Raw genomic sequence first — 23,970 nt, 5'->3', positions numbered from 1 at the left:
CCGGTTGTCAGGTATATTCAGTCTGTAGTCAATATTATCCGTATCGTCTCAAGCGTAAAGCCGCGGGTTTGCATGAAGCGAATCTGCTGGGCTTTCTCAGCCGAGTCGGCAGGTGCTGAGCCGAATTTCTTCTGCCAGACTTGGTGGGCACGTTCTAGTTCAGTGTCGCGGTTTTCGCGTAATACGCTTTCGATGATGGCATCATTCACACCCCGCTGCCGCAGGTCATAAGCGAGTTTGACGTTACCCGCGCGCGTGCGATGATCGGCCACGTAACTTTCGGCAAACCGCCGGTCCGACAGCCACTTCTTTTCCTCGAACTCATCCAGCAACACGTCGATGTCGTGCTGCGCGAAGCCCGTCAGCCTGAGCTTGCGGGCGAGCTCAAAGCGGCTGTGCTCGCGCCGCGCCAAGAAGCGCAGGGCATGTTCACGTAGGTCGCCAGGTTCAGGCTTCGACTTCATCCTCGTCCTCGACCATCGCGGTCGGATTGTTGACGCCGACCGCGGCGCGGATCTTGGCTTCGATTTCGTGCGCGATCTCGGGATGTTCCTTGAGGAATTCACGCGCGTTGTCCTTGCCCTGGCCGATCTTCTCGCCGTTGTAGGCGTACCAGGCGCCGGATTTGTCGACGAACTTGTGGGCGACGCCGAGTTCGATGATTTCGCCTTCGCGCGAGATGCCCTGGCCGTAGAGGATGTCGAAGAAGGCTTCCTTGAACGGCGGCGAGACCTTGTTCTTGACGACCTTGACCTTGGTTTCGTTGCCGACGATTTCATCGCCTTTCTTGATCGCGCCGATGCGGCGGATGTCGAGGCGCACGCTGGCGTAGAACTTCAACGCGTTGCCGCCGGTGGTGGTCTCGGGGTTGCCGAACATGACGCCGATCTTCATGCGGATCTGGTTGATGAAAATCACCAGCGTGTTGGTGCGCTTGATGTTGGCGGTGAGCTTGCGCAGTGCCTGGCTCATCAATCGCGCCTGCAGACCCATGTGCGAATCGCCCATCTCGCCTTCGATTTCGGCCTTCGGGGTCAACGCGGCGACCGAGTCGACTACCACCACGTCGACCGAGCCGGAACGCACCAGCATGTCGGCGATTTCCAGCGCCTGTTCACCGGTGTCCGGCTGCGAGACCAGCAGGTTGTCGACGTCGACGCCGAGCTTTTGCGCATAGTTGGGGTCGAGCGCGTGTTCGGCGTCGATGAAGGCAGCGGTGCCACCCATTTTCTGCATTTCGGCGATGACCTGCAGGGTGAGCGTAGTTTTGCCGGACGATTCCGGACCATAGATTTCGACCACGCGGCCACGCGGCAGACCGCCGACGCCCAGTGCAATATCGAGCCCCAGCGAGCCGGTGGAGACGGCCTGGATGTCGCGCGCGATGTCGTGGTCGCCCAGGCGCATCACCGAGCCCTTGCCGAACTGCTTCTCGATCTGGCCGAGCGCGGCGGCGAGCGCCTTCGATTTGTCTTCTGCCAATGCGGGGGATGCCATGGTTCTCTCTCCTGATGATCGGTTTGCGTGAAAGGCAGGCGGCGTCGCGTCTGCATGGGGTGCAATGTAGGCGATATATTTTTAAGTGTCAATAAAAAATATCACCTACATAAAAAGTACAACTTGATAGATTGTATTTGATGCGTGCCGCCCTATAATTCCGGTCAAACCGGCTCGAGCGGAGCGAGCGACATGATTACAAAGGAAAAAATGCACCTGGACGTGAAGTGGGCAACGCGCCAGCGGCTGCAGTACATCGAGATCATGGCCTGGTATGCCGGGGTGGTGACCCGTAGCGACGTCGCCCGCGCCTTCGGCCTGTCCGACCCAGCCGCGACCAAGGACCTCAAGCTCTACGGCGACCTGGCGCCCGGCAACCTCGTCTACAACCACAGCGTGTTCGGCTTCGTTCCGGGCGCGGGGTTTGCCGCGGTGTTCACCGACCTGGCGCCCGTCGCCGTGCTGCCGATCATCGCCGCCAACCTCGCGGTGGCGAACGGGCCGTATGGCGGCGAACTGGTTTACGGCCTGCCGACAGCGTCGCTGCCCTTGCCGGCCCGCTTACCCGGTCCGCAGACCCTGGCGCAGATCACCCGTGCCATCTACGGCCGGCGCAAGCTGCGCGTCAGCTACCGTTCCCTCTCCCGGCGCGAGAGCGGTGCGGAGCGGGTGCTCGAGCCCCACACCTTGGTCAATACCGGACTGCGCTGGCATGTGCGGGCGTATAGCGAGGAAACCTGCGACTTTCGCGATTTCGTGCTGTCGCGCGTGATGGCGGCCGAGTGCCTGGAGGCGCCCGCCGAATCCGGCGAGCAATATGACGACGACTGGGTGGAACAGGTGAGCCTGCGGCTTGCTCCGCACAGTGGACTCGATGCGCCCGGGCGCGAGAGCCTGCTGCTGGATTACGGCGCGAGCGGCGAGTTCATCGAAGTGAACGTGCGGCGCGCCCTGCTCGGCTATGTGCTGCAGCGGCTCAGGGTCGACACCACGCCTGACCACAGCCTGAACCCGAACGCCTACCAGTTGATGCTGCTGAACCGCGACGAGATCGAGCCGTTCGCGGCTTGGGCCTTCAGCGAGCGGTAAGCGGTGAACAAAAGCAGTAAAGTCCGCCCGCTCACCGCTCACCCAATCAATTCGATCAATCCGCGCAAGGCCGCGGCGACCGCGCGGGAGCGGATCTCCTCGCGGTCACCATCAAGGCGGCAGGTAGACGACATGACCGTGCCGTCCGCCAGCGCCCAGCCGTAGCACACCAGGCCGACGGGTTTTTGCGGGGTGCCGCCGCCGGGGCCGGCGATGCCGGAAATGGCGAGAGCTGCCTGGGCGTGGCTATGTTTCAGGGCGCCGGCCGCCATGGCACCGGCAGTTTGCTCGGAAACCGCACCGTGGGTGGTGAGGGTTTCTTCGGGCACGCCCAGCATTTCGACTTTGGCGGCGTTGGCATAGGTGATGAAGCCGCGCTCGTACCATTCCGAGCTACCAGGCAACGAGGTGAGCAGTTGTCCAGCCCAGCCGCCGGTGCACGACTCGGCGGTGGCCAGCATCCAGCCGCGTGCGCGCAGTTTGTCGCCGAGTTCGATGGCGAGTTGATGGAGTTCTTCGTCGCTTACACGAGCCATTGCAATCCCTTGATCACGGCGATGGCATAGCCTGCCGCCAGAAGATCGTCGAACATCACGCCGAAGCCGTTTTTCAGATGCGTGTCGGCAAACCGGATCGGCCAAGGTTTCAGGATATCGAACAGCCGGAAGAGTGCAAAGGCCAACGCGATCCATGGCCAGCCCGGCGGCGAAAACAGCAGCACCAGAGCGAAGGCGACGATTTCGTCCCACACCATGCCCCCGTGATCGGCGACGCCCAGTGCGCGGCCGGTGCGGCCGCAGGCCCAGATTCCCAGGAGGAATGCGGCGACCAGCAGAATGATCCGGTTCGGCAGGTCAGGTGCGGCGGCGGCAATCAACCAGAACAGCGGCAGGCCGAGTACGGTGCCGACGGTGCCAGGCGCCTTGGGCGCGAGTCCACTGCCGAAACCGAGGGCGACCAAGTGAGCCGGATGGGCAAGCAGGAACCGGAGATCAGGTTGCAAAATGGTCGTATCCCGTTTTGTCGACAGGCAGCGGCTGACCCTCGGCATCGAGGACAGTGAGGCCGGGCTCGGCATGGATGTGGCCGATGCGCGTGACGGCCACGCCTGTGGATGCGGCGGCTGCCAGCACCGCATTGCGTTGGCCAGTGGGAGCTGTGAAACACAATTCGTAGTCGTCGCCGCCTGCCAGCACGCAATCGCGCGCCACGGCTTCATGCTGGTAGGCCTGCACCACTGGCGATGTCGGCAGTGCGGAAAATTCGAGTGTGGCGCCGACGCGCGAGCGTTCCAGGATGTGGCCGAGGTCGCCCAGCAATCCATCCGAAATGTCGATCGCGCTGGATGCGAGCCCGCGCAACGCCATGCCAAGCTCGATACGCGGCGTTGGCAGGTAAAGCGCCGGCAGCACCTTGGCGGCGTCGATCTGTTCCATGAACAGGCGTCCTTGCCTGTAGGCCAGCGCCAGCGCAGCCGAGCCGATCACGCCGGACACCCAGATGTCGTCGCCGACCTGGGCGCCGTCACGACGCAGCGCCTGCCCCGGCGGCACTTCGCCCATCACCGTGATGCTGATCGTCAGCGCGCCACGCGTGGTGTCGCCGCCGACCAGTTCGATGGCGTGCATATCGGCCATGCGGAAAAACCCCCGCGCGAATGCGGTAAGCCAGGCATCGTTCTCGTCAGGCAGCGCGATGGCCAGCGTCGCCCAGCGTGGCGTCGCGCCCATCGCGGCGAGGTCCGACAGGTTCACCGCCAGCGACTTGTGGCCGAGCCCGGCCGGGCTGTCCTGCGGCGAGAAATGGCGGCCCTCGAGCAGCATGTCGGACGATACTGCGAGCTGCATGCCCGGCGTGGGTGCCAGCAGCGCGCAGTCGTCACCGACCCCCAGCACCGCGCCGGGGGTGGCGCGGGTGAAGTGTTTGGCAATGAGGTCGAATTCCATGTGGGTGAGCGGTGAGCAGTAAGTGGTTTTTCCGCTGGCTGCCTACTGCTCCCCGCTCACGCCTTTCTTCTTCGCATGCGCGATCTCCACCGCGCGCACGTCCTGCGCCAGCTTGTCGAGCACGCCGTTGATGTATTTGTGGCCGTCGGTGCCGCCGAACTTCTTGGCGAGTTCGACGCCTTCGTTGATGGCGACGCGCCACGGCACGTCGGGGCAATGCAGCAACTCATATGCGCCGATGAGCAGGATGCCGCGCTCGATGGGCGAGAGTTCGGCGAGCGGACGGTCGAGCAGCGGCGCGATCCGCGAACTCAGCATGTCCTCCTCTTTGAGTACACCGTAGAGCAGCGTGCGGAAATAATCCTCGTCGGCGCGCTTGAACTGCTCGTCCTCCTTGAGATTGGCGGCGATCAGGGTGACGTCTGCACCGCCCACCAGCCAGGCGTAGACGCCTTGCAGCGTGAATTCGCGTGCGGTCTTGCGGGAACCGGCCATCTCAAAGGCGTTTCAGCAGGTTGGCCATTTCGATCGCGGCGCGCGCAGCGTCGCGGCCTTTCTCGGCCATGCGCCGGTGGCCCTGCTCTTCGGTGTCCACGGTGAGGATGGCGTTGGCGATCGGTACGCCGGTTTTCAGCTGCACATCGAGGATGCCGCGTGCGGATTCGTTCGAGACCACTTCGAAATGGTAGGTGTCGCCACGCACCACGGCGCCGAGTGCGATGAGCGCATCGTATTTCTCGGACAGCGCCAGTTCCTGCAGCGCCAGCGGATGTTCGAGCGCACCGGGCACGTTGACCAGCAGCACGTCCTCACGGGCCACGCCCAGCCGCAGCAGTTCCGCTTCGCAGGCCGACAGCAGACCCTCGCAGATGTCCCGGTTGAAGCGGCTCATGACGATGCCGAATTTCAGGCCCTGCCCCTGGTAGGCGGGGTCGAGTTCGGAGAAATAGTCCTTGTTGGTTCCCATGGTGCGTCCTTTTTTCAGTGGCTCATGCTTTTTCGGAATAGCCGGTGACTTCCAGCCCGAAGCCGTCCATTGCGGGCATCTTGCGCGGGCTCGCCAGCAGCTTCATCTTGCCGACGCCGAGGTCGCGCAGGATCTGCGCGCCGATACCGTAATCGCGCAGATCATACTTGCGGCTGTCGGCCCGCGGCGGGTTGATGCGGTGCAGCAGCGCCTCGGCGGTTTCCGGCCGATGCAGCAGCACGATGACGCCGGATTGCGATTCGGCGATGCGCTCCATCGCGCCCATGATCGGCCAGGAATGGCCGCCGCCGGTGACATCGAGAAAGTCCATCACGCTTAATGGCTCGTGCACGCGCACCAGGGTTTCGCGGTCGGCGTGAATCTCGCCCTTGACCAGTGCAAGATGGGTTTCCTTGGCGCACTTGTCGCGGTAGGCGACCAGGCGGAAGGCCCCGTACACCGTCTGGATGAGGCGGTCGGCGGCGCGCTCGACCAGGCTTTCGGTCTGGTTGCGGTAATGGATGAGGTCGGCGATGGCACCGATCTTCAGGCCGTGTTCCTGCGCGAACGGGATCAGGTCGGGTAGGCGCGCCATGGTGCCGTCGTCCTTGAGGATTTCGCAGATCACCGAGGCGGGTTCGAGTCCGGCGAGCCCGGCGAGGTCGCAGCCGGCTTCGGTGTGGCCGGCGCGTACCAGCACGCCGCCGGGCTGCGCGCGCAGCGGGAAGATGTGGCCGGGCTGGATGATGTCGGTCGGCTTGGCGTGCTCCTTCACCGCGGCCTGGATGGTGACCGCGCGGTCGGCAGCGGAAATGCCGGTGGTCACGCCCTCGGCGGCCTCGATCGACACGGTGAATGCGGTGCCGTGCGGCGTCTGGTTGTCGTTCACCATCTGCTTCAGGCCGAGCTGGCGGCAGCGGTCGTCGGTCAAGGTGAGGCAGACCAGGCCGCGCCCGTATTTCGCCATGAAGTTGATCGCGTCGGGCGTGACGTGCTCGGCCGCCATCACCAGGTCGCCCTCGTTCTCGCGGTCTTCCTCGTCGACCAGCACGACCATGCGCCCGGCCTTGAGTTCTTCGATAATTTCCAGCGTGGAGGCGAGGCTCATCAGTCTTTGTCCGTTGTTTGGGTGAATTGCATCATGCGCTCAACATAGCGCGCGATCATGTCGACTTCCAGGTTGACGCGGCTGTCCGTTTGCAGGTGCTTGAGTATGGTCATCTCCAGCGTATGCGGGATGAGGTTCAGCGCAAAGCGCGTACCGTCCACGTGGTTGACCGTCAGCGACACACCGTTCACCGTGATCGAACCCTTGCGGATGATGTAGCGCGCAAGTGCGGGGGGCGCATCGATTTCCAGCAGATGCGATTCGCCCGCCGGCGCGAAGCGGTGCACCTTGCCGACGCCGTCGACATGTCCGGATACCAGATGGCCGCCCAGTCGGTCGGCCATCCGCAACGCCTTCTCCAGATTGACCTCGGCGCCGGGCACGAAACCCGCCGTGACGCGCAGGGTCTCGGCAGAAACGTCGGCGGTAAAACTGTCGGTCGTCAGCGCCACTGCGGTCAGGCACACGCCGTTGACAGCGATGCTGTCGCCGATGGCGACGTCGGAAAAATCCAGCCCGCCACCGAGGATGACCATACGCGCGTCGGCACCGTGTGCTTCGTATTCGTGGATGCGGCCGATGGATTGGATGATGCCGGTGAACATGCGTGTAAAGGCCAGCCAGTAAGACCCGGCATTGTAGGCGTTTAGGCGGGGCGGGTGAACCCCGGCGCGTCATCGCCATAGCAAGGATGGGTGACATTATAAAGATAAGAGGGTCTTCAAGTTGTTATAATGAGCGCTTTGCAGGAATCGAAGGCTTGGCATGACGGCGTTTCCCTCCCTGTCCATACGGGGCCACACCCTTTTGCCCATTGTGCAGGGCGGTATGGGCGTTGGGGTCTCGGCACATCGGTTGGCCGGCGCAGTGGCGCGCGCCGGTGCGATGGGTACGATCGCGAGCATCGACCTGCGGCACCATCACGCAGACCTGATGGAAGCGGCGAAGCATTGCCGCGACAAGGACACGCTCAATCGCCTGAATCTGATCGCGCTTGATCGCGAGATCAAGGCGGCCTTGGAAATTGCATCCGGTCGTGGTCTGGTGGCGGCGAACGTGATGAAGGCGGTGGACGCGCATGCCGCCTATGTCCGCCAGGCCTGTGCCTCGGGTGTACAGGCGATCGTGATGGGGGCAGGGCTGCCGCTCGACCTGCCGGAACTGACTGAGGGCTATCCCGATGTCGCGCTGGTCCCGATCCTGTCCGACGCGCGCGGCGTCGCCATCCTGCTGAAGAAATGGTCGCGTCTGAAGAAATTCGGGAGCGACGGACGGTTGCCAGACGCCATCGTGATCGAGCATCCCCGATACGCGGGTGGCCACCTCGGTGCGCCGACCCCGGCTGACCTTGCCAGCGCGCGCTTCGATTTCGCCGAAGTGCTGCCCGGCATCTTCAAAGTGTTCGAGGACATGGGCATCGCGCGCGGGCAGATACCCGTCATCGTCGGCGGCGGCATCAACAGCCACGAAAAACTGTTGGCCGCGCTGACGCTGGGGGCCAGCGCCGTGCAGCTCGGCACGCCGTTCGCCGTCACCGAGGAGGGCGACGCCCACCCCAACTTCAAGCGCGTGTTGCTGGATGCGAAACCCGAAGACATCGTCACCTTCATGAGTGTGGCCGGCCTGCCTGCGCGCGCCGTGAAAACACCATGGCTCGCCAATTACCTCAAGCGCGAACCCCGGCTGCAGGCGTGCGCCAAGGCTGATCCCGAGCGTTGCGCCATCGGCTTGCACTGTCTGACACAGTGCGGGTTGCGCGACGGCCTCGAAAAGGCCGGGCAGTTCTGCATCGATTCGCAACTGGTCGCCGCCCTCAAGGGCGACGTCGGCAAGGGCCTGTTCTTCCGCGGTTCGGAACCACTGCCCTTCGGCCGCGAGATCCGCACAGTGCAGCAACTGATCGACTACCTGCAGACCGGCGTGATGCCGCATCCGGTCGCAATACAGCCGGAGATGCTGGCGGCGTGAGCGTCCTCACCGACCATATCCATACCTTTGGCCGCGCCATGCTGGAGCGCTATGGCGAACGGGTGCACAAGATCGCCCTCGACGCCGGCTTTACCTGCCCCAATCGGGATGGCAGCAAAGGCATCGGGGGCTGTACCTTCTGCAACAACAAGTCCTTTGCCCCGGGGGCGCGGGATCCGGCGCCGCTTGCCGCGCAGTTCGACCGGGCGCGCGGCCGTATCGCGCGTCGCACCGGCGCACGCCGCTTCATCGCCTATTTCCAGGCGTATACCAACACCTATGCGCATGTGGACGAACTGCGCGCGCTCTACGATATGGCGCTGGCCGCACCTGACGTGATGGGGCTGGCAATCGGCACGCGGCCCGACTGCGTACCGCCGCCGGTGCTCGACCTGCTGACGGAATATCGTGCGCTGGGCCACGAAGTGTGGCTGGAGCTCGGCCTGCAGTCGGCCTTCGACGCCACGCTGGCCCGCGTCAATCGCGGCCACGGTTTTGCCGAGTACGAGACGGCGACGCGGGCGGCCCGGGCGCGCGGTATCCCGGTGTGCTGCCATCTCATTGTCGGTCTCCCCGGCGAGGATGCATCGCACAGCCATGTCAGCCTCGATCGCGTGCTCGACGTCGGCGTGGACGGCCTCAAGCTGCATCCGCTGCACGTAGTGAAGCACACCCGGCTGGCCATCGAATGGAGACGCGGCGAGTACGAGCCGCTGGACGAGGCGGCCTACACGCGCATCGCCGCCGACCTGATCGAGCGCACCCCGTGGGAGGTGGTGTACCACCGCGTCACCGGCACCGCTGCGCCCGACATCCTGCTGGCGCCTGCCTGGTGCGCGAAGAAATGGGATGTACTCAACGGTATCGCCAGTGAACTGACGCGGCGCGGCAGCCGGCAGGGCGCGCGTGCGGGCCAGGCGTGGATGGAGAATATATATGCCACTTGATCTGATCTGCCCGGCGGGTAACCTGGTTTCACTCAAGGTCGCCATCGATCACGGCGCCGACGCGGTCTACATGGGTTTCCGCGACAACACCAACGCGCGTGCCTTCCCTGGACTCAACTTCGACGAGGCCCAAGCGGCGGAGGGGCTGCGCTATGCGCATGACCGCGGCCGCAAGGTCCTGCTCGCGCTCAATACTTATCCGCAGCCCGATACCTGGACCCGCTGGACCGATGCGGTCGACCGTGCGGCGAAGCTGGGCATGGATGCGGTGATCCTGGCCGATGCCGGGTTGATGCGTTACGCGGTCAAGCAGCATCCTCATCTGCGACTGCATCTGTCGGTGCAAGGCTCAGCCACCAGCTACGAGGCGGTGAATTTCTACCGCGAGCATTTCGGCATCCAGCGCGCCGTGCTGCCGCGCGTGCTGTCGCTGCCGCAGGTGGAAAACGTGGTTAAGCACACCGATGCCGAGATCGAACTGTTCGGCTTCGGCGGCCTGTGCGTAATGGTGGAAGGGCGCTGCCTGCTCTCCTCCTACTGCACCGGCGAATCGCCCAACTCGGCCGGCGTGTGTTCGCCGGCCAAAGCGGTGCAGTGGACGGACACGCCGGCCGGGCTGGAGTCGCGCCTCAACGGCGTGCTGCTCGACCGCTACGGCAAGGGCGAAAAGGCCGGCTATCCGACCCTGTGCAAGGGCCGCTTCGAGGTCGGAGGCGAGACCTATTACGCCATCGAGGAACCCACCAGCCTCAATACCCTCGACCTGTTGCCCGAGATGCTGAAAATCGGCATCGCAGCGATCAAGATCGAAGGACGCCAGCGCAGCCCGGCCTACGTCGCGCAGGTGACGAAAGTGTGGCGTGCCGCCATCGACGCAGTGAAGAAAAATGCCGACGGCTTCAAACCAGCGCCCGCCTGGCAGGCCGAACTCAACAAACTGTCGGAAGGGCAGAGCCATACGCTCGGCGCCTACCACCGGCCCTGGAAGTGAGACAGATATGAATCTGAGCTTGGGTCCCTTGCTGTATTACTGGTCGCGCGACGACGTGCTCGCCTTCTACGACGAAGCGAAACACTGGCCGGTGGCGCGCGTCTATCTGGGTGAGAGCGTGTGCTCGCGTCGCCACCTGCTGCGCCTGCCTGACTGGCTGGCGCTGGCGGAGCAGCTCGCCGCCGCCGGCAAGGAAGTCGTGCTTTCCACCCAGACGCTGGTCGAGTCGGAATCCGACCTGAAAACGCTGCGCCGACTGGTTTCCGATGGCCGCTTTCTGGTCGAGGCCAACGAATGGGGTGCGGTGCGGCTGCTGTCTGGAGCAGGCGCGCCGTTCATCGCCGGATCCACGCTCAATGTCTACAACCCCGAAACGCTGGGCGCACTCGCCGAACTGGGCGCGCGGCGCTGGTTGCCACCGGTGGAGATGTCGCACGCCACGCTGGCATCCCTGCTCGAACAGGTGCCCGACGGGATGGAAACCGAGGTATTCGCCTATGGTCGACTGCCGCTGGCGTATTCCGCGCGCTGCTTCACCGCGCGCCACTACAACCTGCCCAAGGACGACTGCCAGTTCCGCTGTCTCGACCACCCGGACGGGCTGGCGCTGGCCACCCGCGAAGGCGAGCCCTTCCTCACGCTCAATGGCATCCAGACGCAGTCGGCCGGGGTCTACACCCTGATCGGCGAACTGCCAGCCCTGCGCAACCTTGGCGTCGTCAGCCTGCGCCTGTCGCCGCAGTCGCGCCACATGGAACGTGTGATCGATGCCTTCCGGGCTGCACTGGCGGGCGAGGCTCGTGCAGCGGAAAAGCTGGCGCGCGTCATGCCCGGGCCGGCGGTCGACGGATATTGGCATGGCCAGGCCGGCCTGGACCACAGCGCGGCGCGACTGGCCTGAGATGTTGATCACGCGCAGACTGGAGTTCGATGCCGGCCATCGCATTCCCAATCACACCAGCCAGTGCCGCCATCTGCATGGCCATCGCTACGTCATCGAGATCACGCTTGCGGGCGAGATCATTCGCACCGAAGGCGCGACGGAGCAGGGCATGGTGATGGATTTCTCCGACGTGAAGACGATTGCCCACGCGGTGCTCATCGATCATTGGGATCATGCTTTCCTGGTGTACCGGGGCGATCAAGCCGTGACCCGGTTTCTCGCGTCGTTTCCCGATCACAAGACCGTGGTGCTGCCGGTGGTGCCGACCGCTGAAAACCTGGCGGCCGAGGCCTTCCGCATCCTCGACGCTGCCTATGTCGATACCTATGGCAACCAGCTCAGGCTGCAAAGGGTGCGGCTGTACGAAACCCCCAACAACTGGGCCGACGCGGTGCGACCGCTTTGACGAAAGGAGCAATCATGCTGACGCTTGCCGTCCCGACATTCCCGAGTCGCCTGCTTGCCAGGCTGCCGTCCGCCCCGCCCAGTCTGGCGTTTTCGCTGGCAGCCAATCGCCTGTTGTGGCCCGCGCTGCAAACGCTCGACTGGGAACCGCTGGTCGGTCGGCGTTATGCCATTCGCATCAATGACCTTGGGCTCAGTCTGCGTTTCACGGTCGGCCCGCATGGTTTTGCCCCGGACAACGGCACACCTGATCTCACCATCAGCGCGACTGCACGCGATTTCCTGCTGCTGCTCGCCCGCCGCGAAGACCCGGACACCCTGTTCTTCAGCCGCCGTCTGGTGAGCGAGGGCGATACCGAGCTTGGCTTGATCGTCAAGAATCTGCTCGACGCCCTGGATCCCGATACGGTGCTGTCCCGCCTGCCCGCGCCGCTGGCGCGTGCGGCGCGGCGCCTGATGGCAGGGTAGGCGCGGGCACGGACGACCAGACAGCGGGATCAGGCGAGATGCGGCAGCGTGATCTTTTGATCGACGCTGAACTGGTAGTCGTGGAAGACATGTTCCGCGCTGAGCACCTGGTAACTGCCGTCCGGTGCGCGCCGGGTGGTGTCTTTCAACCGCCAGGCGGTCTGGCCGCAGGTCCAGATGTCGAAGTTGCGCATGTGGGTGCACAGGCAGGTCTTGTCCATGACCTTCACCTTTTTGGCTGTCGGATGCAATTCCACTTCGCGGTTGTAGGCGTCGATGTAGGCGCAGCGGCTGTTGGCGTCGAGCAGGTAGCCGTAGGCCTCGCAGTTGGGACGGATACCCGAGCCGATTCCGGGGCTGCCCTTGAGCATGCGCATCGGGTAGCCAGTCGGCGAGATCGTGTTGACCTCGATGTCGTCCTCGCTGGCCTTGAAGTATTCCTGCTTGACCTTGTCGGGCAGGCCGCATTCCTCGGTGACGGTGAAGCGCGTGGCCACCTGTACGGCGGCGGCGCCCTGCTCGAGGAAGGCCGCGGCGTCGCTGCCGGTGAAGATGCCGCCGGCGGCGATCACCGGGATGTCGAGATGCTCGGCCTTGAGGTAGGCCAGTACGTCGTCGACGAGGGTGGCGAGATCGTATTTCGCCCAGTCCTCGATGCCGAAGCCGAGATGACCGCCGGCGAGCGGGCCTTCCACCACGATGTAGTCCGGCAGGCGCTGCAGCCGGGCGTTCTTGCGCAGGAACATCGCCAGCGCGCGCGGCGAGGAGACGATGATGCCGAGCTTGGCGTCGCGAAAGCGCGGATGGTCCTCGATCAGCGCGAACGAGCCGAGATGCAGGCCGGCGGAAAGCGTGATGCCGTCGATGCCGGCATCGAGCGCGGCAGACAGGCGCATGCGCAGCGTCTCGCGCGGCGCATTCATGGTGAGCTTCTCCATGCAGTTGATGAAGATCATGCCGTCGCCGCGCTTGGCTTCCATCGTGCGGCCGACGTGGTAGCGCGTGGCCTCCTCGAGCACGGCGAGGTTGAAGTGCACATTGGATTTGTCGCTGTTGGCGGCGTTGGTCTTGTATTTTTTCAGCTTCTCGCTGACGAACTTGGTGTCGAAACGCCGGTCGGACACAGTCTGCACCATGGCATCGGAGATGTGGCCGATGCCGCCGAGACGCGCGACTTCGAGCGCCAGCTCAGCGGTGGAGATATCCACGCCCATGCCGCCGATGATGATCGGCACCAGTTCCTGCCTGCCGAAGCGCAGGCGGAAATCATCCACACGTTTCATTCTGTTCCTTATTGAGTGCTGTTGGCAGTCGGGCCGTTCCCTCGGTGAGCAGACGCTGGAACGTCTATCTGACTGAGGTGGCGCAACTATCCCTTGTCTTTCCCGGGTTGGCGCAGTCCCCTGGCACAAGCGTATCGAGGGTCGCGTTCACAGGGTCGGACATTCCCCGCAAACCGGATTGTATCCATACGCCATGCTTAAGGCACCGGTAAGTTCGTTGCATTGTCCATTTCTGTACGCGTCATTGTCGCCTTGCCCAGCACAATGACGTCCGGGCCAGCCAACGAAACGATTCTGGATGACAGTCAGTCCAGGCGTGCCCAGGCGGCGCGTTCAGGATGAGTTCGGGCGGCGAGAAATCCGCCGGGCGGGCCGGGGCAGACAACACGTGCAGCGGCATCGTGGCAAGCCGCCTGGATCATGCAGGATTGCCCCGACGAATGGCCCGCACGTTCACCAGTGCCGTGACGGCCTGCAACATGAACCACAGCAGGGTGGCCGCACTCAGGAACAGACCCCATTCCCGACCCATCCCGCCTGCAATGCCGCCGAGGCAGAACAGCACGGCGCGAGCGCTGCCGTAGCGTCCCAGGCGGCTGCGCAGCACGGCATGCCAATCGCCTTGCATGCCCGGATGCAGCCATACCGGCAACAGCTGGCTGGCCGCGCCGGATACCAGGGGCGGCAGGAAGCCGGTGACGAAGGCCGACGTGGGGGTCGACGCCGGGAAAGCGACTGCGGCGGCGCCGAACAGCATGCTGGCAGCGAATCCGGCCAATGCGGCGGCGAGCAGCGGCGCGGCGCCGTGCCACGCAAAAATTTCAGCACGATAAAGCCGCAGCCAGCGGGTTCCCAGCCGCCCTAGCGGAACCGCCCATAACACCGCGCCGATCCCGGCAAGCGGAGGGCCGAACCATGCCGCGCCGACTGCAACCAGCACCGTGCCGGTCATGGCCCACGGCAGGTTGCGGCGCAACCACGGGCCGACCTGCGGGTCGGGCCTTCCGGCCACGGTCGGCAACAGCACCGCAAGCGTGCTCACGGCCGTCAATCCGATGAATCCGAGCGTGTTGAGATGAAGATGGAGGCGCCGCAATCCCGCCCATTGTTGCGGCCAGAATACGTTCGCGAGTATGGCGAGCAGGGCGCATGCGAGACAGGCCAGGGCGGCTTCGTACCAGGCCAGGCCCGGATGGGGGCGGCCGAGCATTCCGGTCCGCCGGCGCCGGCTCCAGGCGAGCAGCAGGCCGGCGGCCATCAGCGCGAGAAATGCACCCGCGTAGCGCCCCCATGCCATGCCGGGGAGACCGAATGCAGCCACGGCCAGGACGCCACCCGCCAGCGCCAGGACTGGCAGGCCGGCGAGTCCTGCGCCGGGCGCGCGCGTCCGGGTAAGCACCGGAATGAAATGGCTCATGGCGCCGAAGATCAGCGGCATCGCGCCCACCGCCAGGATCAGGTGGAGGGTGACGAGGCGTCCGGCGTGGAGCGAACCCAGCAGGGCTGCGACGAATGCAGCCAGGGCAAGGCACACCAGCGCCGGCAACACCGTGCGTTCTCAGTTGCGGATGAAGTCGATCACGATCTCGCCGGAGTTGCGCTGCAGATACTGGATGTCGACCGTTTCACCGTAGCGGTTGCGGAGCTGGTCGAGCAGGGGCAGGGGGTCGTGATCGTTGACGAAGCGCATGCGTTCGCCGGCGTTCAGTGCGTCCAGCGCGCCAAAAATGGCGGCATGCCGAAAACGCTTGGCGATTCCGCGTGCGTCGAAGGGATAGACCTGATCCTGGCGAAGATGGAGATGGGCATTCATGGCTGTCGTCCTTAAAGATGTAAATGGAATACATATTATAGACGCAGGAGCCGGTTTCCGTGTGCAACTTTTTCCTGTGGGTGGATGCCGATTCCAGGCCTTGCGCGCCGACGGCGGACAGCTCGCGCGCCTTGTGTGAGCTACGGACCGGCGTCCAGCTCATCCGCGCCGGGCACGCGGAAAATGCCCTGCAGTCGAAGCAATTCCTCACGATGCTGTGTCACCAGGTCGTTCAGTATCGTGTGGCCTGCGCGCGTCAGATGCACCTCGACCGCGCGCCGATCGGTACGCCCGGTCTGGCGTTTCACCAGTCCCAGCTTCTCGCACCGCGAGATCAGCGAAACCACGCCGTGATGATGGGCCTGCAGGCGTTCGGCCAGCTCGCTGACCGTAGCCCATTCACGGCCTGGAAAGCCGCGGATATGCAACAGCAGCTGGTATTGAAGATGGGTGATGCCGCGCAGACGAGACGCCTCTTCGCTGAAACGCAGGAAACGCCGGAGCTGGTAGCGGAAATGGGAAAGCGCTTCGAAATCCTTTTTGCTGAGGCGGGATGACGTCATGTTCAGTGCTCATAAAGATGGGCTGGATTTTATATCATGCTGTGATATAAATAGACCGTGGCCGTATTCGCCGAGGTGGGTCTTGATGCCGCGGTCGGGAATGGCTGTCGTGGTGGCCGTCCAGAGAGGAGATTCGCATGAGTATCCTGCATATCCACAAGCTTTTCACTTCCCCCCATGGCTGGAATGCGTTGTCGCAGACCCAGCCATCCGCACTCAAGCTGTTCATCCTGCTCGTCCTGCCGTTTTCGCTGGTTCCGCCCCTGATGCTCGAGTACGCCGGCCATCATGTAGGCGCCATCCTGTTTCCGGATACGCCCGGCATGGCGTGGAGCCTGGCAGCCCTGTTCTTCCTGATGGCCGAATTGCTGACGGTTCCGCTCATGGCGTGGACGATCAAGTCGGTCGCGCGCAGCAAGGGAATCGAGAGCAGCGACCGGGCGGCCTTCATGCTGGCGGCGATCGCGCCGGTTCCGCTCTGGCTGTCGTCGTTGGTGCTTTTCTACGACCAGATCCTGTTGATCATGGCCGGCGTCACTCTGGGACTGGTCGGGTCCGTCGTCCTGATTTTTCGCGGCGTGCAAAGCATCCTGAACGTCGACGAAGGCCTCATCGCCATCGACATTGCCTACACCGTCACAGCGCTCGGTCTCATCGCATGGGTGGTATTGGTCATGCTCGGACTCATCCCGGCTCTGGCCTGATGCGAACGCCTGCATTTTCTGGCCGCCCGGCATCCTGCGCCGGGCATTTCTGAGGAGGTTGAACGATGGATGCAACAGTTAGCTTGCCCGCTCTCGATGAAGAGGGCTATCTGGTCGAGCCCGGGGACTGGAACGAAGCCGTGGCCGAACACCTCGCACGCGCGGAAGGCGTCAGGCTGACCGACGAACACTGGGATGTCATACGCTTCATGCGTGAGTACTATGAAGAACATCAGATCGCGCCGGATGCGCGTTACGTGATCAAGCATTTGTCGAATCGCCTGGGCGCCGACGCGCGCAACGCACTCTTCAAGCTGTTTGCCTATGGCTACGTCAAGCAGGCATGCAAGATCGCCGGGATGAAGCGGCCGCGCGCCTGGAGCACAGGCTGATCCCTTCGGGGCGTGTACACGTCCGTCAGGTGAAACGTCCGCCATGCCGGAAGAATTGGCGGACTGCCGACAGCAGGTTGAACGCCAGCAACAGCGCCGACAACGCGAGCATCAGGCCGCCTCCGCGCGCGAGCAATGGCCAGAAGAGGCCCACCGCGAGCAATCCGCAGGCGGCCAGGTGAAAGCGGAATTGCCAGCGCGTGCGGTCTTCCGCAATCATGTCCTTCATCGTGGGGATGCTGCCCGCGCGCGCCTGCAGCTGCGCCTGCAGATGAAACCACGCCAGGAAAGGCACGATCTTGTAGAGCATGCCGTTCACCACGCTCACCGCGAACCCGCCAATGAACAGCATGGCCAGCAATAGCGGATAGGCGTCGCTGTCCGCCCAGGTCGGGCTGAACTGCGCCACGATCCAGACGGTCACGCTGGCGATCAGGCTGGCCATGCCCAGGCGCCAGAAATCGAGTGTGACGTCAGGCAGTTTCCGGCGCCGCCGCGCTTGCACCCTCAGGGTGGCGACGGCAAACAGCAGGATGCCGGCGGCAAGGCCTGCCTCGACGAGCACCCCCAGGCGCGGCGGCAGTCCCGGCGCGGCTGCGTGCATCAGCAGCAGGACGAACAGTCCGGGTGTCAGCCAGCGGCCAAGCAGCGGCGGATAAGGCGGCGTGATCTGGAACATCGGGACGACCTGGAAGGCGACGCCGACGACCAGCAGCAGGACCCAGCCGAGCAGGCCGAACGCGAGGTGGGCAGCGAGCGTGGCCGCGCGGGCTGGCGCGATCCATACGCCTGCGCGCATCAGTGCGAGCGCCAAGCCGAGCGTGAACGTCAGGCCCAGACTCAACACCGCCAGCCGCATGCCCCAGACCGTGACGTTGCCGGTCGCGCGCACGAGGCTGACGGTGGCGGCTGCGAGAAAGACGGCGAAACCGATGCCCAGCAGGACGATAGCGATACCGAATGCAAGCGGCCCGGCGGACAGGAAGCCCATCATCAGCGATAGCGTCCCCAGAACGAGCGGCGCCTGTGTAAACCAGGCCACCGCGCGGGGCATGGGCAAGGGCGACCCGGCCACCACTGGCAGCATCTGCATCAGCGCCCCCAGCATGGCCATGGCGAGGAACCCCAGGGTGAGTGCGTGGGTGAGGGCAAGTGCCTGCGGCGTCCAACGCGATGCGAGCGACGCCGGATCCATGACGATCAGCAGTGCGGCAACCAGAAGAAACAGCGGAGCCGTCAGGAAAAACTGCAGCGGCAGCGAGAACGGCGGCGCCTGCTCGAAGGACAGGCCGGCTTGCGTGCTCATCGGACGGCGAGCGCGTCAGCGTGCATCCGCCGTGCCGGCCGGATGGATCAGGATGACGTAGCTGCCATCGGCTTCCATTCGCGTGGCGTGGCGGTAGCCGCGCTCGGCGAGCAGGGGATAGAGCGGAAACGGCTCCCGGTGCAGCAGCAGGCGGATCGACTGGCCGGGACGCAGCAGGGCCAGCGTCTGCATGACTTTTTCCATCGGCTCGGGTGGTTCCAGTTCGCGTGCGTCGACGAGGATCTCGTCGGCCAGCACGGTCATGCGACGGCCTGCATGGAACGGATCAGGTCGTCGCGGCTGTTGCTCAACACCTGGTCCGACATGGGATAGAGCATGTTCTCCTCCTTCAGGTTGTGCTGCTGCATCAACATGTTGAGCGTTTCGGAGAGGCCGAGGCAGGCATTCCGGTCGCCCGCCGCGAACGCACCCGCCATATCCTGGATCAGACCGCGCATCTGCTCGTGCTCCATGCGCATGACCTGTGTCGGTCCCTCGCGCATGCCAGTACGGGCCTCGAAGGCGGGGAACAGCACCGTTTCCTCCATCGACAGGTGGTGGGCCATGGCCGCCTGAAACTGGTCGAACAGCGTACGCGCGCTGTCCCAGTTTTTTTGCGCGGCGGCGGCTTCGGCGGAGGCGAATAAATCGTCGCAGGCGCGATGGTCGCTACCCAGGAATTTCAGAATCGTGTCCATGTTAAACCCTCCATAAGATGATGAAAAAATACATGTTTAAGTATATCAGGACTTCCTAACCTTAAATTCTTCTTGACTGTCCCACAAGATGTCGTATGGTTCATGCACGCAACACACAAGATGTTGTTTAAAAGGAGGGTGGGATGAATTCAGTAATAGCAGCAATGCCAGGCGAAGTCATCAAGCGCGACGGCCAGCGGGCGCGATTCGACGTGGCGAAGATCCGTTCGGCCCTGCTGCGGGCCGGACAGGCCAGCGGGGAATTCGGCGAGGCCGAAGCCGATTTGCTGACCGCCCAGGTGATGAAGGTACTGATGCATAGCTTCCGCAACGCGCCGCCTGACATCGAGCGCATTCAGGATGTCGTCGAGCAAAGCCTGATCGCCGCCAATCACCTTCACACGGCACGCGCCTACATCGCCTATCGCGAGAGCCACAAGAAGCTGCGCGAGGACCGCAAGACGCTGGTCGACGTGGAAGCGTCGATCAACGAATACCTGTCGCGCCAGGACTGGCGCGTCAACGCCAACGCCAACCAGGGTTACTCGCTGGGCGGCCTCATCCTCAACGTCTCCGGCAAGGTGGTGGCCAACTACTGGCTCAACCACGTCTACCCGCCCGAACTGGGCGCGGCGCATCGCGACGGCTCGCTTCACATCCACGATCTCGACATGCTGGCGGGTTATTGCGCCGGCTGGTCGTTGCGCACCCTACTGCATGAAGGCCTCAACGGTGTGCCCGGCAAGGTCGAGGCGGGACCGCCCAAGCACATGTCCTCGGCGGTCGGCCAGATCGTCAATTTCCTCGGTACGCTGCAAAACGAATGGGCGGGGGCGCAGGCCTTCTCCTCGTTCGACACCTACATGGCGCCGTTCATCCGCAACGACGCGATGAGCTACGACCAGGTGCGCCAGTGCATCCAGGAACTGATCTACAACCTCAACGTGCCGTCGCGTTGGGGCACGCAGACGCCGTTCACCAACCTCACCTTCGACTGGACCTGCCCGGAGGATCTGCGCGAGCAGGTGCCGGTGATCGGTGGCAAGGAAATGCCCTTCAGCTACGGCGAACTGCAGGCCGAGATGGACATGATCAACCGCGCCTACATCGAGGTGATGACCACGGGCGACGCGAAAGGAAGGGTCTTCACCTTCCCCATCCCCACCTACAACATGACGCCCGATTTCCCCTGGGAGTCGGAAAACGCCGAGCGCCTGTTCGCCATGACCGCGCGCTACGGCCTGCCGTACTTCCAGAACTTCATCAATTCGGAGATGAAGCCGAACCACATCCGCTCGATGTGCTGTCGCCTGCAGCTCGACCTGCGCGAGCTCCTGAAGCGCGGCAACGGTCTGTTCGGCTCGGCCGAGCAGACCGGCAGCGTGGGCGTGGTGACGGTCAACTGCGCGCGTCTCGGCTACGAATACCAAGGTGACGAAGCCGCGCTGCTGCGCCGCCTCGACGCGTTGCTCGACATGGCGCGCAATGGCCTCGAGATCAAGCGCAAGGAAATCCAGCGCCTGATGGATAACGGCCTCTTTCCCTATACCAAGCGCTATCTCGGCACGCTGCGCAACCACTTCTCGACCATCGGCGTCAACGGCGTCAACGAGATGATCCGCAACTTCACCGCCGACGAGCACGACATCACGACTGAATGGGGCCACGATTTCGCGGTGCGCCTGCTCGACCACATCCGTGGCCGCATCGCCGCGTACCAGGAAGAAACCGGCCACATGTACAACCTGGAAGCCACCCCGGCCGAGGGCACCACCTACCGCTTCGCCAAGGAAGACGCCAAGCGCTATCCGGACATCCTGCAGGCGGGCACGGTTGACGCGCCGTATTACACCAACTCGTCGCAGCTGCCGGTGGGGTTCACCGACGATGCCTTCGAGGCGCTGGAGCGGCAGGACGATCTGCAGCGCAAGTACACCGGCGGTACCGTGCTGCATCTCTACATGTCGGAGCACATCTCGTCCGCCGAGGCGTGCAAGAAACTGGTGCGTCGTTCGCTGGAACGCTTCCGCCTGCCCTACATCACCATCACGCCGACCTTTTCGATTTGTCCCAAGCATGGCTATCTCGCCGGCGAACACGAGTTCTGCCCGGCATGCGACGAGGAAGCCCTGTCCCGCAAACGTGCCGTCGCTGTTTAACCCAAGGAGACCGAGATGAATGATATGACTGTTCCGACCCAAGCCCTTAACGCCGCCGCCCTGACGGACGCGGAACGCACCCGCTGCGAGGTGTGGACCCGGGTGATGGGCTATCACCGCCCGGTGACGAGTTTCAACACGGGCAAGAAGAGCGAGCACCGCGAACGGCGCTTCTTCGTCGAAAGCCGTTGCAGGATGGGATGACCGTGCTTCGTGTCGGCGGCTTCACGCCGCTGTCCACCACAGACTGGCCCGGCATGCTGGCTGCGGTGGTGTTCTGCCAGGGCTGCCCCTGGCGTTGCCGCTATTGCCATAATCCCGACCTGATTCCTGCGCGCGGCGAACACGAAATTCCCTGGGAGGCGGTGCTGGCCTTCCTGCATCGCCGTCAGGGACTGCTCGACGGCGTGGTGTTTTCCGGCGGCGAACCGACGCTGCAGGCGAGCCTGGCAGATGCGATACGCGAAGTGCGTACGCTCGGGTTCCAGATCGGTCTACACACCGGCGGCATGTATCCAGAGAAACTGGAGACAGTGTTGCCGCTGGTCGACTGGGTGGGGATGGACGTGAAGGCGCCGTTTGCAGCGTATCCGCGCATCACCGGCGCAGCCGGCAGCGGGGCGCGCGCTCTGGCCGGCTTGCAGCAGGTCCTGGCGTCCAGCGTCGACCATGAGGTCCGCACGACCGTGCATCCTGTCCTGTTGAGCGATTCAGACCTGGCAGACATGGCGCGCGACCTTGCCGCACGCGGCGTGAAGCATTACGTCATCCAGGCTTTCCGTAGCCAGGGGTGCCAGGATAAAGGCTTGTGCGGGAACACGGAACGCGACCGTCCCCTGCAGGCGGTGGGCGACGATCTGGCCGGGTTGTTCGAGGATTTTCGGGTGAGGGCTTAACGCCGGCCGACGCGCAGGAAAAGCGGCCACTGCAACGGCCGGGCCGTGTCCATATCGCCCCACGCGGGCGCCAGTTCGGCCATCAGCGCCGGCAGCGGATCCAGCCCTTGAGCGTCCTGGTAACGCTTGACCGCCGACCAGGTGGAGAGATACGCAATCAGCCGGGGCAGGCTCCACGCAACGTCGATTCGAAATGCGGGCGCTTCGATTTCCGCAAACGGAAAATCCAGGCTGCGATAGCCGTTGTCGATCAGCGCGCGCTCGGGCGGCCAGTAGGGGCCGACCGTTTCGGCATAAAAGCGCTGGAACGGCGCATCCAATTCCCCCGGCAGCACCATGCGGCCGTAGCCCCACAGGGCAAGTACGCCGCCGGGTTTCAGCACGCGCGCCACCTCGGCGTAAAAACGCGGCAGGTCGAACCAGTGCGCCGCCTGCGCGACGGTGACGAGATCGACGCTGCGCTCCGCCAGGCCGCTGGCTTCGGCGGGGGCTACCCGGAATTCGATCGCGGGATGGGGCGCGGCGTGGCGGATCTGCTCGGCCGAAGCGTCGGTGGCGGCGACCCGCCGGAAATGCGGTGCCAGCCCCAGCGCGGCCTGGCCGCTGCCGGTGGCGCAATCCCACGCGATATCGTGTTCCGCGCATCGGCCGGCAAGCCAGGTAAAAAGCGGAGCGGGATAGTCGGGGCGATAGGCCGCGTAGCGGTCGGACGCGCTGGAGAAGTGGTCCTTGAATCCGCTCACGCCGGCAGCAGCGTCAGGCGCAGATCGTCGCCGATCTGCCGCACATCGGCCAGTTTGAAGCGGGCGGCGTCGGCCAGCGTTGCCAGCGGAGGCATCGCGAACAGCCCGCGCGCGGCGTCGCCAACCGCCATCGGCGCCATGTAGGCCACCCATTCGTCGACCAGCCCGGCTTTGATCAGCGCGCCATTGAGCGCGGCGCCGGCTTCGACGTGCAGTTCGTTGACGCCGCGCTGCGCCAGCAGCACGAGCAGTGCGGCGAGGTCGACGCGGCCGCCCGTCCCCGGCAACGCGATCACTTCCGCACCGGCCTGTTCGAGCGCGGCGCGCGCAGCAGGGTCGGCATGGTGACAGGCGATCAGCGCGGGCAGGATGGCGGCATCCGCGGGCGTGCGCAGGGTCGAATCGACAACCACCCGCAGCGGCTGGCGGCCGATATCCAGATCGCGCACATTCATGCGCGGATTGTCGGCCAGCACAGTGCCGCTGCCGGTGAGAATGGCGCAGGCGCGTGCGCGCAGGCGCTGCACGTCGGTGCGGGCCGCCTCGCCGGTGATCCACTGCGACGCGCCGTTGGCGAGCGCGGTCTTGCCATCGAGCGTCGATGCGGTCTTGAGGCGCACCCAGGGGCGCTGCCGCGTCATGCGCGAGATGAAACCGGGATTGAGTGCGCGCGCCTCGGCCTCCATCAGCCCGACTTCGGCCTGGATGCCGGCCAGCGTCAGCATCGATATGCCCCCACCGGCGACCAGCGGATTGGGGTCGCTCATCGCCGCCACCACGTGCGCCACGCCCGCGTTGATCAGCGCTTCGGCGCAGGGCGGCGTGCGGCCGTGGTGCGAGCAGGGTTCGAGCGTGACGTACACCGTCGCGCCGCGTGCCGCCTCGCCCGCGGCTTGAAGGGCATGGATTTCGGCGTGCGGGGTACCGGCGCGTTCATGCCAACCTTCGCCGATGATGCGCCCGTCCTTGACGATGACGCAGCCGACGCGCGGGTTGGGACTGGTGGTGTAAAGCCCGTGCGCGGCAAGTTGCAGCGCGCGGGTCATGTGCAGGTGATCGGCGGCGGAGTGGCGGTCGGCACGCA

General features: G+C 64.4%; 28 protein-coding genes and 1 pseudogene. 11 read left to right on the top strand and 18 right to left on the bottom strand.

The annotated features are described in order from the left end of the window. Window positions 1-17: 17 nt before the first annotated feature. The gene (recX, locus tag B058_RS0102395; protein ID WP_018506871.1) at window positions 18-464 is read right to left on the bottom strand and encodes a recombination regulator RecX; all 447 of its coding nucleotides are present in this window, start codon (window positions 462-464) and stop codon (window positions 18-20) included. Further along, complete coding sequence (gene recA, locus B058_RS0102390; protein WP_026240572.1) at window positions 448-1,482, bottom strand: recombinase RecA; 1,035 nt, start codon at window positions 1,480-1,482, stop codon at window positions 448-450. Before recA ends, recX begins: the two co-directional genes overlap by 17 nt. Window positions 1,483-1,689: 207 nt before the next feature. Here recA and B058_RS0102385 point away from each other — a divergent pair, with 207 nt between their 5' ends. After that, window positions 1,690-2,586, top strand: coding sequence for a helix-turn-helix transcriptional regulator (locus B058_RS0102385; protein ID WP_040723229.1), 897 nt, complete (start codon window positions 1,690-1,692; stop codon window positions 2,584-2,586). A 38-nt stretch (window positions 2,587-2,624) separates the two neighbouring features. On the opposite strand, the gene B058_RS0102380 is transcribed toward B058_RS0102385, so the two are convergent. From B058_RS0102380 to B058_RS0102350, 7 genes are read right to left on the bottom strand one after another with little or no spacing between them, the layout of a single operon-like run. Then, window positions 2,625-3,122, bottom strand: a complete 498-nt coding sequence (locus B058_RS0102380) for a CinA family protein (RefSeq protein ID WP_018506868.1) — start codon at window positions 3,120-3,122, stop codon at window positions 2,625-2,627. Continuing rightward, a complete protein-coding gene (locus tag B058_RS0102375) occupies window positions 3,110-3,589 on the bottom strand; it encodes a phosphatidylglycerophosphatase A family protein (RefSeq protein WP_026240571.1) in 480 nt (159 codons plus the stop codon). The genes B058_RS0102380 and B058_RS0102375 overlap by 13 nt, the downstream gene beginning before the upstream one ends. Further along, window positions 3,579-4,532, bottom strand: coding sequence for a thiamine-phosphate kinase (gene thiL, locus B058_RS0102370; protein WP_018506866.1), 954 nt, complete (start codon window positions 4,530-4,532; stop codon window positions 3,579-3,581). Before thiL ends, B058_RS0102375 begins: the two co-directional genes overlap by 11 nt. A 42-nt stretch (window positions 4,533-4,574) precedes the next feature. Further along, the gene (nusB, locus tag B058_RS0102365) at window positions 4,575-5,027 is read right to left on the bottom strand and encodes a transcription antitermination factor NusB (protein WP_018506865.1); all 453 of its coding nucleotides are present in this window, start codon (window positions 5,025-5,027) and stop codon (window positions 4,575-4,577) included. A gap of 1 nt (window position 5,028) precedes the next feature. Continuing rightward, on the bottom strand, window positions 5,029-5,499 hold the full coding sequence (gene ribH / locus B058_RS0102360; protein WP_018506864.1) for a 6,7-dimethyl-8-ribityllumazine synthase: 471 nt from the start codon (window positions 5,497-5,499) through the stop codon (window positions 5,029-5,031). Window positions 5,500-5,521: 22 nt separating this feature from the next. Next, complete coding sequence (gene ribBA, locus B058_RS0102355) at window positions 5,522-6,607, bottom strand: bifunctional 3,4-dihydroxy-2-butanone-4-phosphate synthase/GTP cyclohydrolase II (RefSeq protein WP_018506863.1); 1,086 nt, start codon at window positions 6,605-6,607, stop codon at window positions 5,522-5,524. Continuing rightward, window positions 6,607-7,212, bottom strand: a complete 606-nt coding sequence (locus tag B058_RS0102350; protein WP_018506862.1) for a riboflavin synthase — start codon at window positions 7,210-7,212, stop codon at window positions 6,607-6,609. The genes ribBA and B058_RS0102350 overlap by 1 nt, the downstream gene beginning before the upstream one ends. Window positions 7,213-7,372: 160 nt before the next feature. Between B058_RS0102350 and B058_RS0102345 the strand changes: the two genes are divergently transcribed. Genes B058_RS0102345 through ubiT form a run of 6 tightly spaced genes read left to right on the top strand, consistent with a single transcriptional unit; the run spans window position 7,373 to window position 12,329 of the window. Then, window positions 7,373-8,575 (top strand): NAD(P)H-dependent flavin oxidoreductase, encoded by a 1,203-nt coding sequence (locus B058_RS0102345; RefSeq protein ID WP_081616709.1) that lies wholly within the window; start codon window positions 7,373-7,375, stop codon window positions 8,573-8,575. Next, the gene (gene mnmL / locus B058_RS0102340; RefSeq protein ID WP_018506860.1) at window positions 8,572-9,522 is read left to right on the top strand and encodes a tRNA modification radical SAM protein MnmL/YtqA; all 951 of its coding nucleotides are present in this window, start codon (window positions 8,572-8,574) and stop codon (window positions 9,520-9,522) included. Before B058_RS0102345 ends, mnmL begins: the two co-directional genes overlap by 4 nt. Beyond that, entirely contained in the window at window positions 9,512-10,513 is a 1,002-nt protein-coding gene (ubiU, locus tag B058_RS0102335) for a ubiquinone anaerobic biosynthesis protein UbiU (protein WP_018506859.1), read from the top strand. The genes mnmL and ubiU overlap by 11 nt, the downstream gene beginning before the upstream one ends. 7 nt (window positions 10,514-10,520) lie before the next feature. Next, window positions 10,521-11,414, top strand: coding sequence for a U32 family peptidase (locus tag B058_RS0102330; RefSeq protein WP_018506858.1), 894 nt, complete (start codon window positions 10,521-10,523; stop codon window positions 11,412-11,414). Between the two features lies 1 nt (window position 11,415). After that, window positions 11,416-11,862, top strand: a complete 447-nt coding sequence (gene queD, locus B058_RS0102325; protein WP_026240570.1) for a 6-carboxytetrahydropterin synthase QueD — start codon at window positions 11,416-11,418, stop codon at window positions 11,860-11,862. A gap of 14 nt (window positions 11,863-11,876) precedes the next feature. Continuing rightward, on the top strand, window positions 11,877-12,329 hold the full coding sequence (gene ubiT / locus B058_RS0102320) for a ubiquinone anaerobic biosynthesis accessory factor UbiT (protein WP_018506856.1): 453 nt from the start codon (window positions 11,877-11,879) through the stop codon (window positions 12,327-12,329). A 29-nt stretch (window positions 12,330-12,358) separates the two neighbouring features. Here the strand turns inward: ubiT and B058_RS0102315 are convergent, their stop codons facing one another. From B058_RS0102315 to B058_RS0102300, 4 genes are all read right to left on the bottom strand, one after another. Further along, complete coding sequence (locus B058_RS0102315) at window positions 12,359-13,612, bottom strand: nitronate monooxygenase (RefSeq protein ID WP_018506855.1); 1,254 nt, start codon at window positions 13,610-13,612, stop codon at window positions 12,359-12,361. Window positions 13,613-14,030: 418 nt separating this feature from the next. Beyond that, window positions 14,031-15,161, bottom strand: a complete 1,131-nt coding sequence (locus B058_RS0102310) for a hypothetical protein (RefSeq protein ID WP_018506854.1) — start codon at window positions 15,159-15,161, stop codon at window positions 14,031-14,033. A gap of 9 nt (window positions 15,162-15,170) precedes the next feature. Continuing rightward, window positions 15,171-15,425: a DUF2249 domain-containing protein gene (locus tag B058_RS0102305; protein ID WP_018506853.1), complete on the bottom strand. Its 255-nt coding sequence runs from the start codon at window positions 15,423-15,425 to the stop codon at window positions 15,171-15,173. Window positions 15,426-15,565: 140 nt separating this feature from the next. Continuing rightward, on the bottom strand, window positions 15,566-15,988 hold the full coding sequence (locus B058_RS0102300) for a MarR family winged helix-turn-helix transcriptional regulator (protein WP_018506852.1): 423 nt from the start codon (window positions 15,986-15,988) through the stop codon (window positions 15,566-15,568). A gap of 137 nt (window positions 15,989-16,125) precedes the next feature. On the opposite strand from B058_RS0102300, the gene B058_RS0102295 reads away from it, so the two are divergent. Continuing rightward, window positions 16,126-16,692, top strand: a complete 567-nt coding sequence (locus tag B058_RS0102295; protein WP_018506851.1) for a YIP1 family protein — start codon at window positions 16,126-16,128, stop codon at window positions 16,690-16,692. A gap of 65 nt (window positions 16,693-16,757) precedes the next feature. Beyond that, window positions 16,758-17,084, top strand: a complete 327-nt coding sequence (locus B058_RS0102290) for a TusE/DsrC/DsvC family sulfur relay protein (protein WP_040723220.1) — start codon at window positions 16,758-16,760, stop codon at window positions 17,082-17,084. A 25-nt stretch (window positions 17,085-17,109) separates the two neighbouring features. On the opposite strand, the gene B058_RS0102285 is transcribed toward B058_RS0102290, so the two are convergent. The 3 genes from B058_RS0102285 to B058_RS0102275 are packed head-to-tail and all read right to left on the bottom strand — an operon-like array spanning window position 17,110 to window position 19,088. Continuing rightward, window positions 17,110-18,390: a hypothetical protein gene (locus B058_RS0102285; protein ID WP_018506849.1), complete on the bottom strand. Its 1,281-nt coding sequence runs from the start codon at window positions 18,388-18,390 to the stop codon at window positions 17,110-17,112. Window positions 18,391-18,405: 15 nt separating this feature from the next. Next, entirely contained in the window at window positions 18,406-18,654 is a 249-nt protein-coding gene (locus B058_RS0102280; RefSeq protein WP_018506848.1) for a DUF2249 domain-containing protein, read from the bottom strand. Continuing rightward, on the bottom strand, window positions 18,651-19,088 hold the full coding sequence (locus B058_RS0102275; RefSeq protein WP_018506847.1) for a hemerythrin domain-containing protein: 438 nt from the start codon (window positions 19,086-19,088) through the stop codon (window positions 18,651-18,653). Before B058_RS0102275 ends, B058_RS0102280 begins: the two co-directional genes overlap by 4 nt. A 143-nt stretch (window positions 19,089-19,231) precedes the next feature. Between B058_RS0102275 and B058_RS0102270 the strand changes: the two are divergent. Then, window positions 19,232-21,451 (top strand): annotated as a pseudogene (locus B058_RS0102270) (ribonucleoside triphosphate reductase). Next, the gene (locus tag B058_RS0102260; protein ID WP_018506844.1) at window positions 21,448-22,143 is read left to right on the top strand and encodes an anaerobic ribonucleoside-triphosphate reductase activating protein; all 696 of its coding nucleotides are present in this window, start codon (window positions 21,448-21,450) and stop codon (window positions 22,141-22,143) included. Before B058_RS0102270 ends, B058_RS0102260 begins: the two are co-directional and overlap by 4 nt. Here B058_RS0102260 and B058_RS0102255 read toward each other — a convergent pair. Next, window positions 22,140-22,886: a class I SAM-dependent methyltransferase gene (locus B058_RS0102255; RefSeq protein WP_018506843.1), complete on the bottom strand. Its 747-nt coding sequence runs from the start codon at window positions 22,884-22,886 to the stop codon at window positions 22,140-22,142. The genes B058_RS0102260 and B058_RS0102255 overlap by 4 nt on opposite strands. Then, on the bottom strand, window positions 22,883-23,932 hold the full coding sequence (ribD, locus tag B058_RS0102250; protein WP_040723399.1) for a bifunctional diaminohydroxyphosphoribosylaminopyrimidine deaminase/5-amino-6-(5-phosphoribosylamino)uracil reductase RibD: 1,050 nt from the start codon (window positions 23,930-23,932) through the stop codon (window positions 22,883-22,885). The genes B058_RS0102255 and ribD overlap by 4 nt, the downstream gene beginning before the upstream one ends. Window positions 23,933-23,970: the final 38 nt, after the last annotated feature.

It is taken from the genome of Thiobacillus thioparus DSM 505, from assembly GCF_000373385.1.
GTDB classification, from domain to species: Bacteria; Pseudomonadota; Gammaproteobacteria; order Burkholderiales; family Thiobacillaceae; genus Thiobacillus; species Thiobacillus thioparus.
The sequence above is the reverse complement of the archived record's forward strand: the minus strand, read 5'-3'. Positions and strand labels throughout refer to the sequence as shown.

Excerpts from the sequence above, each read along its gene's own strand:
- thiL (WP_018506866.1), bottom strand. The coding sequence starts at position 4,532 with ATGGAATTCGACCTCATTGCCAAACACTTCACCCGCGCCACCCCCGGC.
- B058_RS0102385 (WP_040723229.1), top strand. The coding sequence starts at position 1,690 with ATGATTACAAAGGAAAAAATGCACCTGGACGTGAAGTGGGCAACGCGC.
- B058_RS0102300 (WP_018506852.1), bottom strand. The coding sequence starts at position 15,988 with ATGACGTCATCCCGCCTCAGCAAAAAGGATTTCGAAGCGCTTTCCCAT.
- B058_RS0102305 (WP_018506853.1), bottom strand. The coding sequence starts at position 15,425 with ATGAATGCCCATCTCCATCTTCGCCAGGATCAGGTCTATCCCTTCGAC.
- ubiU (WP_018506859.1), top strand. The coding sequence starts at position 9,512 with ATGCCACTTGATCTGATCTGCCCGGCGGGTAACCTGGTTTCACTCAAG.
- queD (WP_026240570.1), top strand. The coding sequence starts at position 11,416 with ATGTTGATCACGCGCAGACTGGAGTTCGATGCCGGCCATCGCATTCCC.
- recX (WP_018506871.1), bottom strand. The coding sequence starts at position 464 with ATGAAGTCGAAGCCTGAACCTGGCGACCTACGTGAACATGCCCTGCGC.
- ribBA (WP_018506863.1), bottom strand. The coding sequence starts at position 6,607 with ATGAGCCTCGCCTCCACGCTGGAAATTATCGAAGAACTCAAGGCCGGG.
- B058_RS0102345 (WP_081616709.1), top strand. The coding sequence starts at position 7,373 with ATGACGGCGTTTCCCTCCCTGTCCATACGGGGCCACACCCTTTTGCCC.
- B058_RS0102285 (WP_018506849.1), bottom strand. The coding sequence starts at position 18,390 with ATGAGCACGCAAGCCGGCCTGTCCTTCGAGCAGGCGCCGCCGTTCTCG.
- B058_RS0102290 (WP_040723220.1), top strand. The coding sequence starts at position 16,758 with ATGGATGCAACAGTTAGCTTGCCCGCTCTCGATGAAGAGGGCTATCTG.
- nusB (WP_018506865.1), bottom strand. The coding sequence starts at position 5,027 with ATGGCCGGTTCCCGCAAGACCGCACGCGAATTCACGCTGCAAGGCGTC.
- ribD (WP_040723399.1), bottom strand. The coding sequence starts at position 23,932 with ATGACCCGCGCGCTGCAACTTGCCGCGCACGGGCTTTACACCACCAGT.
- B058_RS0102380 (WP_018506868.1), bottom strand. The coding sequence starts at position 3,122 with ATGGCTCGTGTAAGCGACGAAGAACTCCATCAACTCGCCATCGAACTC.
- B058_RS0102350 (WP_018506862.1), bottom strand. The coding sequence starts at position 7,212 with ATGTTCACCGGCATCATCCAATCCATCGGCCGCATCCACGAATACGAA.
- B058_RS0102330 (WP_018506858.1), top strand. The coding sequence starts at position 10,521 with ATGAATCTGAGCTTGGGTCCCTTGCTGTATTACTGGTCGCGCGACGAC.
- B058_RS0102315 (WP_018506855.1), bottom strand. The coding sequence starts at position 13,612 with ATGAAACGTGTGGATGATTTCCGCCTGCGCTTCGGCAGGCAGGAACTG.
- ubiT (WP_018506856.1), top strand. The coding sequence starts at position 11,877 with ATGCTGACGCTTGCCGTCCCGACATTCCCGAGTCGCCTGCTTGCCAGG.
- B058_RS0102275 (WP_018506847.1), bottom strand. The coding sequence starts at position 19,088 with ATGGACACGATTCTGAAATTCCTGGGTAGCGACCATCGCGCCTGCGAC.
- B058_RS0102280 (WP_018506848.1), bottom strand. The coding sequence starts at position 18,654 with ATGACCGTGCTGGCCGACGAGATCCTCGTCGACGCACGCGAACTGGAA.
- B058_RS0102295 (WP_018506851.1), top strand. The coding sequence starts at position 16,126 with ATGAGTATCCTGCATATCCACAAGCTTTTCACTTCCCCCCATGGCTGG.
- ribH (WP_018506864.1), bottom strand. The coding sequence starts at position 5,499 with ATGGGAACCAACAAGGACTATTTCTCCGAACTCGACCCCGCCTACCAG.
- B058_RS0102260 (WP_018506844.1), top strand. The coding sequence starts at position 21,448 with ATGACCGTGCTTCGTGTCGGCGGCTTCACGCCGCTGTCCACCACAGAC.